General features: G+C 61.2%; 13 protein-coding genes and 1 tRNA gene. 7 read left to right on the top strand and 7 right to left on the bottom strand.

Features of this window, described 5'->3' with window-relative positions:
* Nucleotides 1–94 precede the first annotated feature (94 nt).
* The 4 genes from DWQ09_05220 to DWQ09_05205 all read right to left on the bottom strand — a co-directional run bounded on the left by DWQ09_05220 (nucleotide 95) and on the right by DWQ09_05205 (nucleotide 3,710).
* A tRNA-Gln gene (locus DWQ09_05220) sits at nucleotides 95–169 on the bottom strand.
* Between the two features lie 109 nt (nucleotides 170–278).
* Nucleotides 279–1,076: a 4-(cytidine 5'-diphospho)-2-C-methyl-D-erythritol kinase gene (locus DWQ09_05215; GenBank protein KAA3629861.1), complete on the bottom strand. Its 798-nt coding sequence runs from the start codon at nucleotides 1,074–1,076 to the stop codon at nucleotides 279–281.
* 49 nt (nucleotides 1,077–1,125) lie between these two features.
* Nucleotides 1,126–1,749, bottom strand: coding sequence for an outer membrane lipoprotein LolB (lolB, locus tag DWQ09_05210; protein KAA3629640.1), 624 nt, complete (start codon nucleotides 1,747–1,749; stop codon nucleotides 1,126–1,128).
* Complete coding sequence (locus DWQ09_05205) at nucleotides 1,749–3,710, bottom strand: hypothetical protein (GenBank protein ID KAA3629639.1); 1,962 nt, start codon at nucleotides 3,708–3,710, stop codon at nucleotides 1,749–1,751. Before DWQ09_05205 ends, lolB begins: the two co-directional genes overlap by 1 nt.
* Before the next feature lie 41 nt (nucleotides 3,711–3,751).
* Between DWQ09_05205 and DWQ09_05200 the strand changes: the two genes are divergently transcribed.
* From DWQ09_05200 to DWQ09_05170, 7 genes are all read left to right on the top strand, one after another.
* On the top strand, nucleotides 3,752–5,005 hold the full coding sequence (locus DWQ09_05200) for a glutamyl-tRNA reductase (protein KAA3629638.1): 1,254 nt from the start codon (nucleotides 3,752–3,754) through the stop codon (nucleotides 5,003–5,005).
* Between the two features lie 23 nt (nucleotides 5,006–5,028).
* A complete protein-coding gene (gene prfA / locus DWQ09_05195; protein ID KAA3629637.1) occupies nucleotides 5,029–6,111 on the top strand; it encodes a peptide chain release factor 1 in 1,083 nt (360 codons plus the stop codon).
* Nucleotides 6,108–6,950, top strand: coding sequence for a peptide chain release factor N(5)-glutamine methyltransferase (gene prmC / locus DWQ09_05190; protein ID KAA3629636.1), 843 nt, complete (start codon nucleotides 6,108–6,110; stop codon nucleotides 6,948–6,950). Before prfA ends, prmC begins: the two co-directional genes overlap by 4 nt.
* 161 nt (nucleotides 6,951–7,111) lie before the next feature.
* Nucleotides 7,112–7,522: a hypothetical protein gene (locus DWQ09_05185; protein ID KAA3629635.1), complete on the top strand. Its 411-nt coding sequence runs from the start codon at nucleotides 7,112–7,114 to the stop codon at nucleotides 7,520–7,522.
* Nucleotides 7,523–7,635: 113 nt separating this feature from the next.
* The gene (locus tag DWQ09_05180) at nucleotides 7,636–8,403 is read left to right on the top strand and encodes a molybdopterin-synthase adenylyltransferase MoeB (GenBank protein KAA3629634.1); all 768 of its coding nucleotides are present in this window, start codon (nucleotides 7,636–7,638) and stop codon (nucleotides 8,401–8,403) included.
* Nucleotides 8,400–8,822 (top strand): hypothetical protein, encoded by a 423-nt coding sequence (locus DWQ09_05175; GenBank protein ID KAA3629633.1) that lies wholly within the window; start codon nucleotides 8,400–8,402, stop codon nucleotides 8,820–8,822. The genes DWQ09_05180 and DWQ09_05175 overlap by 4 nt, the downstream gene beginning before the upstream one ends.
* Nucleotides 8,823–8,826: 4 nt before the next feature.
* Nucleotides 8,827–9,021: a hypothetical protein gene (locus tag DWQ09_05170; protein ID KAA3629632.1), complete on the top strand. Its 195-nt coding sequence runs from the start codon at nucleotides 8,827–8,829 to the stop codon at nucleotides 9,019–9,021.
* A gap of 153 nt (nucleotides 9,022–9,174) precedes the next feature.
* Here DWQ09_05170 and DWQ09_05165 read toward each other — a convergent pair whose 3' ends face one another.
* The 3 genes from DWQ09_05165 to DWQ09_05155 form a co-directional block, all read right to left on the bottom strand.
* Nucleotides 9,175–10,047, bottom strand: a complete 873-nt coding sequence (locus tag DWQ09_05165; protein KAA3629860.1) for an Hsp33 family molecular chaperone HslO — start codon at nucleotides 10,045–10,047, stop codon at nucleotides 9,175–9,177.
* Nucleotides 10,048–10,226: 179 nt separating this feature from the next.
* Nucleotides 10,227–11,657, bottom strand: a complete 1,431-nt coding sequence (locus DWQ09_05160; GenBank protein ID KAA3629631.1) for an Asp-tRNA(Asn)/Glu-tRNA(Gln) amidotransferase subunit GatB — start codon at nucleotides 11,655–11,657, stop codon at nucleotides 10,227–10,229.
* Nucleotides 11,658–11,770: 113 nt separating this feature from the next.
* Nucleotides 11,771–13,225 (bottom strand): Asp-tRNA(Asn)/Glu-tRNA(Gln) amidotransferase subunit GatA, encoded by a 1,455-nt coding sequence (locus tag DWQ09_05155; GenBank protein KAA3629630.1) that lies wholly within the window; start codon nucleotides 13,223–13,225, stop codon nucleotides 11,771–11,773.
* Nucleotides 13,226–13,231 lie beyond the last annotated feature (6 nt).

Raw genomic sequence — 13,231 nt, 5'->3', positions numbered from 1 at the left:
GGCGGCTTGTCGAACCTTCACGGTTCAAACCCTGGCACCAATCAACCTCACCGCCTGAATCAACCTTGCCGTTTCTGGCGGTGATCACTAAATTTGGCTGGGGTGCCAGGATTCGAACCTGGGAATGCTGGTACCAAAAACCAGTGCCTTACCGCTTGGCTACACCCCAACTGAACCTCCCTCTCGATCCTGCCCCGGCATGACATGACCGGCCAGGATTACTCGGGCCTTCGGCCCTCGCCCCTGCGGGGCCAGCGTCGCAGCGCCCAGGCGAGTCGCTAGCCCGCCAACCGGTCCAGCAACGCCGATCGATTACAGCCTTTGGCGACGAAACCCTGCCAGGCCGGTGGCAGATGCGCCAGCAGGTCTGCGGCTGAGCGCTTGTCGGCGAATGAGGCAAAGACACTGCTGCCCGTCCCTGTGAGCCGCGCTACCGCGTATTGATCGAGCCAATCCAGCGCCGCGGCCACCGCCGGGTAACGGGCGCGAACGACTGCCTCACAGTCGTTCCGGCCGCCGGCCGAAAGAAAGTCGGCTATTTTGATTGGCACCGTATCCCGTGTCAATTCTGGATCCGCGAAAACAGCAGCGGTAGACACGGAACAATCAGGAGAAATCACCAAATACCAAGGTTCAGGCAGATCAATGACTTGCAGCTGATCGCCAACACCTTCCGCCCAGGCGGCAGACCCCCGCACAAAGACGGGGACATCCGCCCCAAGTTGCAGGCCCAATCGGGCCAACGCGTCAACTCCAAGCCCCAGCTTCCAGAGCGTGTTCAAAGCCACCAGGGTGGTCGCAGCGTCCGAGCTGCCCCCGCCCAACCCGCCCCCCATCGGAATGCGCTTTTCAATGGCGATGTCCACACCGCATCGATACCCGGTCTGGGCCTGCAGTAGTCGTGCGGCGCGAACAACGAGATCCTGGGCGGCGGGAACAGCACCGATTTCAGAGACCCTGCGCACCTGTTCATCTTCGCGCAGCGTAAAGGTTAGAGAGTCACCAAAATCGAGGAACTGAAATACGGTCTGCAACTCATGGTAACCATCGGTACGCCGCCCCGTAACATGCAGCATCAGATTGAGCTTGGCCGGGGCCGGCCACCGAGCGGAGAACGACACGGTGCTAGCGCCTTGCCTGGGCGGGCAGGGGCAAGGCAGGTAATTCCCAGTCACTGATCACCAGCCGCACCTCGAAATGCTCGTTGCGCATGAACAGTTTGTCGGGGAGGCTGCCGCCGTTGGTTTCGCGATAGCGGAGGAACTCAACTCGCCAATCCGCCTGCTGCAGCTCCGCCAGTCGCCCCCAGGGGTCCAGACTGATTGTCCGTGCAACACCTGATTGCGGCATACCCAGCACCCAGTAGCGCAGCCCCGAAACAGGAATCTGCAGACCCAACACCTCCAGAATCAGTGCATCGGGGTCTTGCGCCTGATACAACCCATCATCAGACGTTTGCAGCACCACGCCCCCGGCACCACCGCGCAGCTGCAAACTTCCGCCGCCCAGGGGTGCGACAACTGAAATCTCGTAACCCTCGGGGTGTTGTGACCAATACAGGCTCGCATTCCAGGCCTCATCCCCATTACTGATTGCCAGACGACCGCTCAAGGTCCAGCTCTCCAGCAAGCGCAGCTCGGTCTCGCGCTGCAGCCATGCCTGCTCGGCGGGCATGGCTGGCGGTGGTAGCGGCGTTGCGGCGCAGCCCGCCAGCAGGACCAGCAGCAGGCCAGTGCTCGGTATTCGCATCAGCGCAGTAACCGCTTCATCGTCTCGTGGATTGCCACCGCATCAGGCGCGTTTTCCAGCGCTTTATTCCAGATCATCCGCGCCTCGCTCTGTTCGCCGGATACCCACAGCACCTCCCCCAGATGGGCGGCGATCTCGGCATCGTGTCCCAACGCCAGCGCCTTGCGCAGATGCTCAATCGACTCGACATTGCGGCCCAGGCGATAGAGCACCCATCCCATACTGTCGAGAATCGCTGGATCATCGGGTTCCAACTCCAGGGCGCGCTGGATGTAACCCAAAGCTTCGGTGTGACGATCGGTACGGTCCGTCAGTGTATAGCCGAGCGCATTGAGCGCTGCGGCATTGTCCGCGTCGGCGGCGAGAATCTCGCGTAAATCGCGTTCCAGCCAATCGATGCGATTGAGCTTCTCCGCCGTGAGTGCGCGCGCGTAGAGCAGATCCTCGTTGCCGGGGTATTCGGTCAGTGCGGCCGTCAAGACCTCGATCTGCGCCTCGACACGTCCCGCTTCGCGCAACACCTCGCCCTCGGCCAGATAAAGACGTACCGCCAGGTCGCGGTTTTCTGAGCGCAGGGACTGCAACAGGGTGCGCGCCGCTTCGACATCACCCTCCTTGGCGGTAACGACCGCCGATCGGATACGCGCCTCGACACCATGCTGATCGCCGCCCACCTTCTGATACCAGTCCCGCGCCTGCGGGTAACGCTTCGCCGACTCGGCCAACTGTCCAAGGTAGAAATGCGCCTCGTCCGCGCGGTGATTCAGTTCCACCAGTCGTTTCAGGTAACGCTCAGCGGTGGCTTCGTGACGCATATTGAGCGCCAGTAGTGCCAGTGGATATATCACCTCGACATCGTCCGGGCTCAACTCGAGCAGCAGTTCAAACTGGGTGTTGGCCGCCTCGTAACGTTTGTTCTCCACCAACGCGCGCGCCAGCACGACGCGCAAACGCGGGTTGTCGTTATGGCGCTCGACCGCTTGCTGCAACTCTGCGAGAGCGAGGTCAAACTTCTCCTGTGCGGCCATTCCCTGCACATACAGCGCCCAGGCGCCGGGCCAGTCGGGACGCAAGGCAATGGCACGCGCCGCCTGTTCCACCGCCAGGTCGTTGCGTTTGGCGTTGAGCGCGAGCACCGCGTAAGCAAAAAGCGCATCCGGCTCCTCCATTCGCGCACTGACCAGCCTCTCGATTACTTTCAGCGCCAGCGCTTTATCCTGCCCGCGCTGCAATAAATTGGTTACCAGGAGATAACCCGCCCCTTTGCGCCGCTGCTCAACGCCATCGAGCAGATACTGCAGGTGCAGAATTGCCTGCGGTGCATTTCCCTCTTGCAGATAGAGCATTGCGACCGCCTGGTGCGCCTCCAGATTATCGGGATCCAGGGCAAGCCAGAGACGTGCGGCTTCAAGTGCATCGGGATGATCCCTGGCTTGCAGCACCAACCTGGCGGCTCGCTCTGCCACCTCGGGATCGCGTGACTTGCGGGCCGCGTGGAGGTAGTGGCGCACGGCCAGGGTCAAATCGCCCTCCTGGTGAGCGAGCTCACCGACCAAAATGTCGTAAAGTACTTCCTGCGAGAGCTCGCCGCTGGCCGCCGCTCGCGAAGGAGGTGCGGGGCGGTCCATCGCAGCAGGGACAGGACTATCGGCGGTCGCGCAGCCGGTAAGCACCGCCAGCGCGGCAGATAGCAGAATCCAGGGATTGACTAAGCGCATATTTCGGACTCGGGCAAAAACAACTAGGGAGAAGCTCGGCGGAATCAGGCCCATCAGCAGATCCGGCAGCCACAGACTCCTGTGCAGCGACCACAGACGCACTATACCGAAGATACCGGAAACGGTCAGCACGGCCCCTTCAACACCGCTGGCACAAGGGGTTCGATACTCCCTGACAGCCGGGGTTCCCGTGTTTGATCCGGTACCGCCAAAACATGGGCCGCTTGTATTCCTACCGGGCATAACGCAGAATTTTTCTGTTTAGCCCTGCAGGTCCGACTTTGATGCCGCTGTTAACCATAGGAATCAACCACACCTCCGCCCCGGTCGCGCTGCGCGAACAGATCGCCTTTGCGCCGGAACGTATGGCGGATGCGTTGCGTGAACTGACGGGTGTCGGGCCGGTCAACGAGGCGGCGATCATATCCACCTGCAACCGCACCGAACTCTACTGCGGGCTGGAAAATCTCGACGACACAGCCGTCATCGACTGGCTGTCACGCTACCATTCGCTTTCGCGCGCCGAAATCGAGCCGTTTCTCTATCGCCACCCCGACAGCGAGGCAGTGCGTCACATCCTGCGCGTGGCAAGCGGCCTCGACTCGATGATCCTCGGCGAACCGCAAATCCTCGGCCAGGTCAAAGACGCCTATCGCACGGCCAGTAATGCCGGCACCCTGGGAAGGCTGCTCGGCAAGCTCTTCCAGCACACCTTTTCAGTCGCCAAGCAGGTCCGAACCGATACCTCCATCGGTACCAGCGCCGTCTCCGTAGCCTTTGCGGCGGTGAGCCTCGCCAAACAGATATTCGGCGACATGAGCCGTCAGACCGCGCTGCTGATCGGCGCCGGAGAGACGATCGAACTGGTGGCGCGTCACCTGCACGAGAACCAGATCGGTCGCATGATCGTCGCCAATCGCACCGCCGAACGCGCCCACCGACTCGCGGCACAATTCGATGGCTATGCGATTGCACTCAAGGAGATGCCTACGCACCTCCCGGAAGCCGACATCGTCATCTCTTCCACGGCGAGTCAGTTGCCCATCCTCGGCAAAGGTGCTGCGGAGCGCGCCATCAAACAGCGCAAACACCGACCCATCCTCATGGTGGATATCGCGGTACCTCGTGACATCGAACCCGAGGTTGGCGAACTGGACGATGTCTACCTCTACACCGTCGATGACCTCCAGGAAGTCATCGAGGAGAACCTGCGTTCACGGCGTGAGGCGGCGAAGCAGGCCGAGGAGATTATCGATGTACAGACTTCGCAGTTTATGAATTGGTTGCGCTCGCTAGGGGCAATCGCAACGATTTGCACCTATCGCGACAATGCCGATGCGGTCCGCCAGGAGGTGTTGAACGCGGCTATGCGGCGACTGCAACGTGGTAACGATCCGGCCCTCGTCCTCCAGTGGCTGGCGCATTCACTGACCAACAAGCTGATTCACGCGCCCAGCACGCGTCTGCGCGAGGCGGGTATGGATGGACAGGATGAACTACTGGAAGCCGCCCGCGAACTTTTCCGGCTCAAGCGTTAGATTTTCGGTACCATCCCCTCCCCATGAAACCGTCTATCCGCAACAAGCTGGAGTCGCTGTCCGAGCGCTATGAAGAAGTAGCGGCATTGTTGGCCGACCCCGATGTGATCGGCGATCAAACCCAGTTCCGCAACCTCTCTATCGAGTACGCGCAAATCGATCCCGTGGTGGCCTGTTTCCGCAACTATCGTGCCGCCAACCAGGCACAGGAATCGGCGCAGACAATGCGCAAGGATCCCGATCCCGAGATCCGCGCCCTGGCGGAGGAGGAGCTGCAGACGGCCCAACAGAAGATCGAGTCGCTGGAGCGCGAATTGCAGATTCTCCTGCTGCCCTCCGATCCCAACGACAACTGCAACGTCTTTCTTGAGATCCGCGCAGGCACGGGCGGCGCCGAGGCGGCGCTGTTTGCCGGCGACCTCTACCGCATGTATACCCGCTATGCCGAGGAACGCGGCTGGCGCACCGAGATTATCAGTGCCAGTGCTGCCGAGCACGGCGGGTACAAGGAGGTGATCCTGCGGGTATCCGGCGACCAGGTCTACGCCCGGCTCAAGTTCGAATCGGGAGCGCATCGTGTTCAGCGGGTACCCGAAACGGAATCGCAGGGTCGAATCCATACGTCGGCATGCACCGTTGCGGTGCTGCCCGAGCCGGACGAGATCGACCAGGTCGAGATCAATCCTGCCGAGTTGAGGATCGACACCTACCGCTCATCCGGCGCCGGCGGCCAGCACGTCAACACCACCGATTCGGCGGTGCGTGTCACCCACCTGCCCACCGGCATTGTGGTCGAGTGCCAGGATGAACGCTCGCAGCATAAAAACCGCGCTCGGGCCATGACGCTGCTGCAAGCGAAACTGCTCGACAGCGAACGGGACAAGCAGGCCACGGAGCAGAGCGAGGCCCGCCGCAAACTGGTGGGCAGCGGCGACCGCTCGGAGCGCATCCGCACCTATAATTTCCCCCAGGGACGTGTGACCGACCATCGCATCAATCTGACCCTTTACAAACTCGACGAGATCATTGAGGGGGATCTCGACCCCGTCATCGATCCTTTGACCAACGAGTATCAGGCGGACCTGCTGGCCGCGCTGGGAGAATGAGCGATCAACCGGCGCCCACGGTGCGCGAACTGCTGGCCTCGGCCGAGGCGCAATCCATTTCCCGGCTCGAAGCGGAGATACTGCTGGCCAATGCGCTCGGCTGGAGCCGAACCCGCCTGCATACCTGGCCGGACAGCCGGCCCGACCGCGAAGCCAATGCGCGGTATCACGACCTGCTACAGCGCCGTGTCCATGGCGAGCCGATCGCCCACATCACAGGCACGCGCGAGTTCTGGTCACTCGAACTCGCCATCTCTCCTGATACCCTGATCCCGCGCCCTGAGACCGAACTGCTGGTGGAGCTTGCTCTGGCGAAAATCCCCGCAGATGCCCACTGGGCGATCGCCGACCTCGGCACCGGCAGCGGCGCAATCGCATTGGCCATAGCCAGCGAACGCCCTCGGTGCCGGATCACGGCAAGCGATAACTCGGTGGCGGCGTTATCCACCGCAGCGGTCAATGCGAGACGATTGCACCTGGAGAACATCCGCTTTGTTCACGGCGATTGGTGGACACCACTTGCCGGGCAGCGTTTCCACATGGTGGTCAGCAACCCCCCCTACATTGCCGAAGATGACCCGCACCTGGTGCAGGGTGATCTACCCCGTGAACCCCGTGCCGCACTGGAATCGGGGCCGGATGGGATGGACGCGATTCGCACCATCGCCACGCGCGTTATCGATCACCTGCAACCACGGGGATGGCTGCTGCTCGAACATGGGTTTACGCAGGGCACGGCGGTGCGCAGATTGTTGCAATACACGGGGCTGATCGATGTGCAGACGCATCGCGATCTCGGGGGGATAGAGCGTACGAGCCTCGGTCAGGCGCCCGACTGAACCGCCCGATACGCCGGCAATTGACCCGCATCAAGGTCCAGCCGCCCATGACCGACTAATCTTGTGCACCGCCAATCTGCTGCGTCGCAACACGCTATCGTGGCGTTTTCGTGAGTGTTTTCCTTGATTTATCACCCCCTAAGTGGTCATCATTCCGGCTTATGAAGCAGCACCAGCTAGAGATCATCAAGCGCCGAGAGATCAGTTTCTGCCATCTCCACCCTGATCCGGAACAGGCCCACACCGCGCTACTGTATCTGAGCGGAATGGACGAGATCGATTCCATACGCCGCCTTGGGAAACACCGTATCGAGGTTACGTATGACCTGCGTCGCATCCGTCTGCAGATCATCAATACGATGCTGGATCGCGCCGGATTCCACCTTGACAACAGCCTCATGGCGCGCATGAAGCGCTCGCTCTACCACTACACCGAACAGGTGGAATTCGAGAACCTGCAGCTGCCCAACCACACCTTCCTCGATACCACCGAGGTCTTCATTAACCGTTATCGCCATCTGCGCCATGGCTGTCGCGACGACCGTCCCGAGCACTGGCGCAAGTACCTCTGACCCGGGACCCAGGCAAAAGCAATGTAAGGCGCTAAGGGCTCCGTGAGTACCGTTGTCTGCTTCTGTCCATACCACCTTTCATCTTTCCCCTTCCCCCTCTACGCTCTACTCCTATGGATGATGCTCAGCTCTTACGCTACAACCGGCAAATGATGCTGCCGCAGGTCGATTTCGACGGCCAGCAGCGCCTCGTTGATTCCCACGCACTGATTGTCGGCGCCGGGGGATTGGGTTCGCCCGTGGCCATGTACCTGGCCGCCGCCGGGGTCGGCCAGATTACGCTGGTCGATTTCGACACCGTCGATCTTTCCAATCTGCAGCGTCAGATCCTCCATGCCACGGACGACGTAGGCCGACTCAAAGTGGAATCGGGGAGGGATACCCTGCTGCGCATCAATCCCCTGATCGATGTGGTACCTATCGCCCATCGACTGGAGGGAGACGCGCTGCGAACCCAGGTCGAACAGGCGCATGTCGTCATCGACGCCAGCGACAATTTCGCCACCCGATTCCAGCTCAACGATATCTGCTGGACGGCAGGAAAACCGCTGGTTTCGGGGGCCGCAATCCGCTTCGAGGGGCAGGTGACCGTGTTCGATCCGCGAGTCGCTGACAGCCCCTGTTACCGCTGTCTCTACCGCGACGAAAACGAGCCCAACGAGCGCTGCAGCGAAACCGGCGTGTTCACACCGGTCGTCGGGATGATCGGCACTACACAGGCCGCCGAGGCACTGAAACTTCTGATCGGTGTTGGCGAACCGTTGATCGGGCGTTTATTGCTGCTCGATGTCCACGCGATGGAGTGGCGCAGTGTTCGCCTGCGCAAGGATCCCCACTGCCCGCTCTGCGCAGCCGCTGGCAAGGAGAAGCCCACCCCATGAGCACCCAGCAGCTCGCCTCCATCACTCTGCCCCGCCCGCTCGTCAATCAGATCCTGCACCATGCGCAGTGTCACGTCGAACGCGAGGTATGCGGGCTCATTGGCGGCATTAAAGGGGTGCCAACGAGTCTCTACCCGGTCACCAACGTCGCCACCGATCCCCGCACTCGCTACGAAATGGACCCCCGCGAGCAGATCACCGCCCAGTGCGCCATGCGCGAACGCGGCGAAGAGCTGTGGGCCATCTATCACTCCCATCCCGAGAGTCCTGCCGTGCCCTCGGCCGAAGATATCAAACGCCTCAGCTATCCCGACGCGCTCTATCTCATCGTTTCGTTGAACACCAAAGGAGTCCTCGAGCTGCAGGGCTTCCGCTGGGCGGATAAGGCGATGCATCCGGTGGAACTCACCATCCAGTGACCGCATGAAGCACCACCCCCTACTGCCGGATCACGAGGAACTGCGGCGCGCCTTCGCCTGGTTGATCGAGCAGAGTGATTTCAGCGCGTGCAGCATCGAGGAGGCTGCCGTACGCTTCGACCTCTCGCCTGCGGATGAGGAGTTTCTGACACAGCATTTTCTCAACCGCAAAGCGGGCGCCAGGGAAAACCCGAGTTAACGATCAAGCGGTGCGTGGTCGCATTTCAGGCCCTTTGCTGCTTCGGCACGACGATGACATGGTCAATGCAATACCCACGACCGACCGGCGAAAACCGGCTGCAGGGAGGGTCTTCCGCTGGTCGCGCCTACAGGCCGTTGCCCACAAGAGACCCTAGTGCCGAGTTGGAGAAATCGCAGCCGGCCCATCTCCTGAAAAAAGATTCTCGGTATCTACGGCATCAAATTCATAGGAGTGCCCGCAGAACTCGCAGTCCACTTTGATCGTGCCCTCATCAGACAAAATCGACTGTACTTCCGCATAACCCAATCCACGCAGTACCGACTCAATCCGGGTGCGCGAGCAACCGCAGCGAAAACTGAGCGGCGTCGGTTCGAAAACACGCAAATCCTCTTCGGAAAACAGGCGGTACATCAGATCCTGCGGCGGCACCTCCAAAAGTTCGCGGCGTGTGAGGGTGGCGCCGAGTTGCTGCACACGGTTCCAGGCATCGGCATCGTCGGCTTCGCCGGGCAGCTGCTGCAGCAGCAATCCGACGGCGCGTTGTTCGTCGGCAGCGAGCCACAGCCGCGTGTCGAGTTGCTCGGACTGTTGGAAATAGGCTTCGAGGGCATGCGCCAGGAGATCGCCCCGGACCTCGACGATGCCCTGATAGCGCTCGCGGCCCTTGACCGGATCGATGGTGATCGCCATGCGGCCACCACCGATCAGCGCTCCCAGCGAATCGCTGTCGGGCGTGCCGTGCCAACGCGCCAGGCCGCGCAGCGTGTTGGCGCTCGTGCACTGCATCACCAACAGGTGCACCGGCCCTTCGCCGGTCACCTGCAAGGTCAGCTTGCCTTCGAACTTGAGCGTCGGTGTAAGCAGCGCCGAAGCGGCCGCCGCCTCACCCAGCAGATTACGCACCGCAGCGGGGTAATCCTGCGAGCCTTGCAGCGCACGCCACGTTGCGTCGAGCCGGACGATCTCGCCGCGGACCTGGTTGCCCTCGAACAGGAAGCGGTGCAGGCTGTCGGTGGTTCTCATTGCGGTGGTGGTTTCGCTTGTTCTGAAAAAATCCATGACCACTAAGTACACGAAGTTCACAAAGCAAAAATATTCATTCCCGTACGGGCAAGGCTGGGCGCTGCGCCCGCTTCACGGCTCGAATAAACTTTGTGTACTTCGTGTCCTTTGTGGTGAAAAAATCCTTCCCGCTCTTCCCACTAACCGATCAACTCCTTGATCAGCTGGTTGACCTGCTCGGGATTTGCCTGCCCTTTGGTGGCCTTCATCACCTGCCCGACGAAAAAACCGAGCATTTTGTCCTTGCCCGCCTTGTACTGCTCGACCTGCCCGGGATTGTCCGCCAGCACCTGCTCGACGATGGGCTTCAAGGCGTCCGCTCCGGAGATCTGTTTGAGACCGCGCGCTGCGATGACGGCATCGGCATCTCCGACACGGTTCCACATCGCCTCAAAGACCTCTTTTGCGATCTTTCCCGAGATTGTGTTATCGACGATACGTTTGAGTAGACCGCCCAGTTGCACCGCGCTCACCGGTGAACCACCGATCTCCAATCCCGCCTTGTTGAGCGCGCCCAAAAGCTCGCCCATGACCCAATTGGCCGCCAGCTTGGGTTCAGCCGATTCCGCCACGGTCGCCTCATAGTAATCTGCCAGTTCACGTGTCGCGGTAAGCACATTGGCGTCATAAGCGGTCAAAGCATACTGTTCCTGAAATCGCTGGCGCTTCTGTGCCGGCAACTCGGGCAGTGTCCGGCGCACCGCCTCAATGTATGCCGCATCCAGCTCCACCGGAAGCAGATCGGGATCGGGGAAATAGCGATAATCGTTGGCCTCCTCCTTGGCGCGCATCGACCGGGTCTCATTACGCTCGGGATCGAAAAGACGCGTCTCCTGCACCACCTTGCCGCCGGCCTCGATCAGTTCGATCTGGCGCTCCACCTCGTGGTTGATCGCGCGCTCAATGAAACGAAACGAGTTGAGGTTCTTGATCTCGGCGCGAGTACCGAATTTCGTGTCGCCCAGAGGACGCACCGAGACATTGGCGTCACAGCGAAACGAACCCTCCTGCATATTGCCATCACAGATACCCAGATAGCGCACCAGCGAGTGCAGCGTTTTCAGGTAAGCGACGGCCTCTTTGGCCGAGCGCAAATCGGGTTCCGAGACAATTTCCAGCAGCGGGGTTCCGGCACGGTTCAGATCGATGCCGCTCATGCCGTGGAAATCCTCGTGCAGCGATTTTCCGGCATCTTCCTCCAGATGCGCACGGGTGATGCCAATACGTTTGACGGTGCCGTCTTCCAGCGTGATATCGAGATGCCCATCGTGCACGATCGGCAATTCATACTGGCTGATCTGGTAGCCCTTGGGAAGGTCCGGATAGAAGTAGTTCTTGCGCGCAAATACCGAGCGTGGCGCCACACGCGAATCCGTCGCCAACCCCAGCATCACCGCCATGCGCACCGCCTCCTTGTTAAGCACCGGAAGCACGCCGGGTAATCCGAGATCCACTGCGCTGGCCTGGGTGTTGGGCGCTGCGCCATACGCGGTGGCCGCGCCCGAAAAGATCTTCGATCGGGTTGCGAGCTGTGCGTGGACCTCGAGCCCGATCACTGTTTCCCATGTCATTACCGAGACCTCTTTTTCAACACAGGGACACGGAGGCGCAGAGGAGTCAGCGAAAAAAGATTCCCAACGATCAAGATCACCCGAAGCCCTCTGCGCCTCTGCGTTCGATGCCGTTACTCATAACCTTCCGGCACACGCTGATGCCAATCCGTCACCTGCTGGTACCGGTGGCCGACGTTGAGCAACCGCGCTTCATCGAAGTAGTTGCCGATCAGCTGCAGGCCCACCGGCTTGCCGCCGGCGAAACCGCACGGCAGCGACACACCGGGCAGCCCCGCAAGATTCACTGCGATGGTGTAGATGTCAGACAGATACATGGTCACCGGATCAGCCGTCTTCTCGCCAATGCCGAATGCCGGAGTCGGCGTGGTCGGTCCGGCAATCACATCCACCTCGGTGAACGCCTGCCGGAAATCGTCGCTGATCAGACGCCGCAGTTGCTGCGCCTTGAGGTAATAGGCATCGTAATAGCCCGCTGACAGTGCATAAGTGCCGACCATGATACGTCGCTTGACCTCGGCACCGAAGCCCTCGCCGCGCGAGCGCTTGTAGAGGTCTTCGAGGTCCTTGGGATCGGTGCACCGATACCCGAAGCGCACGCCGTCAAAGCGCGACAGGTTGGAAGAGCACTCGGCCGGAGCGACGACATAATAGGTCGGCACGGCCAGCTCCGTGTTGGGCAGGCTGATCGATTTCACCACCGCGCCCAGCTTCTGCACTTCGCCTACTGCCTCTTCCACCGCCGCGGCGACCTGCGGATCCAAGCCGGCTCCGAAATACTCGCGCGGCATGCCAATGCGCAGGCCTGCGAGCGGGTTGTCGAGGGTGACCGTGTAATCGGGCACTTCGCAATCGACACTGGTGGAATCGCGCTCATCGAACCCGGCCATACCGCCCAGCAGCAGCGCGGCATCCTCGGCAGTGCGTGTCATGGGTCCGCCCTGATCGAGGCTCGAGGCAAAGGCGATCATCCCCCAGCGTGAGACACGCCCGTAGGTGGGTTTGAGCCCGGTGATGCCGCACATTGCGGCGGGTTGCCGGATCGATCCTCCGGTATCTGTACCCGTCGCGGCAGCACACAAACGTGCCGCCACCGCAGCCGCCGAACCACCCGACGAACCGCCTGGCACGCTCGCCAGATCCCAGGGATTGCGCACCGGCCCGTAGAAACTGGTCTCGTTGGAGGACCCCATGGCGAATTCATCCATATTGGCCTTACCCAGCATGACGGTGCCGGCCGCCTTGAGCCTGGACACCACCGTGGCATCGTAAGGCGCAACGAAAGGATCGAGCATCCGCGAACCGCAGCTCGTTTTCACCCCGGCGGTGCAGAAAATATCCTTGTGGACAATGGGCAGCCCCGTAAGCGCAACCGCCTCGCCGGCGGCGATGCGCAGATCCGCCGCCTCAGCCGCTGCCAGGGCGTCGTCTGCGGTGACCGTGATAAAGCAGTTGAGCTCTGGCGCCAGCCGCTCGATACGCTCCAGATACGCGCGGGTCAACTCGACGCTGGACAGTTCACGCGCCCGCAGGGCTCGCGCCTGCTCGGCCAGTGTTTTGGTGTACATACGGTG

The organism is Pseudomonadota bacterium, from assembly GCA_008501635.1.
Taxonomy (GTDB): Bacteria; Pseudomonadota; Gammaproteobacteria; order QQUJ01; family QQUJ01; genus QQUJ01.
This window is presented reverse-complemented; position numbering and strand designations above follow the sequence as displayed.

What these genes read in the sequence shown, in the direction of transcription:
- DWQ09_05215 (KAA3629861.1), bottom strand. Translation starts at nt 1,076, where the DNA reads ATGCTGCATGTTACGGGGCGGCGTACCGATGGTTACCATGAGTTGCAG.
- lolB (KAA3629640.1), bottom strand. Translation starts at nt 1,749, where the DNA reads ATGCGAATACCGAGCACTGGCCTGCTGCTGGTCCTGCTGGCGGGCTGC.
- DWQ09_05205 (KAA3629639.1), bottom strand. Translation starts at nt 3,710, where the DNA reads ATGCCCGGTAGGAATACAAGCGGCCCATGTTTTGGCGGTACCGGATCA.
- DWQ09_05200 (KAA3629638.1), top strand. Translation starts at nt 3,752, where the DNA reads ATGCCGCTGTTAACCATAGGAATCAACCACACCTCCGCCCCGGTCGCG.
- prfA (KAA3629637.1), top strand. Translation starts at nt 5,029, where the DNA reads ATGAAACCGTCTATCCGCAACAAGCTGGAGTCGCTGTCCGAGCGCTAT.
- prmC (KAA3629636.1), top strand. Translation starts at nt 6,108, where the DNA reads ATGAGCGATCAACCGGCGCCCACGGTGCGCGAACTGCTGGCCTCGGCC.
- DWQ09_05185 (KAA3629635.1), top strand. Translation starts at nt 7,112, where the DNA reads ATGAAGCAGCACCAGCTAGAGATCATCAAGCGCCGAGAGATCAGTTTC.
- DWQ09_05180 (KAA3629634.1), top strand. Translation starts at nt 7,636, where the DNA reads ATGGATGATGCTCAGCTCTTACGCTACAACCGGCAAATGATGCTGCCG.
- DWQ09_05175 (KAA3629633.1), top strand. Translation starts at nt 8,400, where the DNA reads ATGAGCACCCAGCAGCTCGCCTCCATCACTCTGCCCCGCCCGCTCGTC.
- DWQ09_05170 (KAA3629632.1), top strand. Translation starts at nt 8,827, where the DNA reads ATGAAGCACCACCCCCTACTGCCGGATCACGAGGAACTGCGGCGCGCC.
- DWQ09_05165 (KAA3629860.1), bottom strand. Translation starts at nt 10,047, where the DNA reads ATGAGAACCACCGACAGCCTGCACCGCTTCCTGTTCGAGGGCAACCAG.
- DWQ09_05160 (KAA3629631.1), bottom strand. Translation starts at nt 11,657, where the DNA reads ATGACATGGGAAACAGTGATCGGGCTCGAGGTCCACGCACAGCTCGCA.
- DWQ09_05155 (KAA3629630.1), bottom strand. Translation starts at nt 13,225, where the DNA reads ATGTACACCAAAACACTGGCCGAGCAGGCGCGAGCCCTGCGGGCGCGT.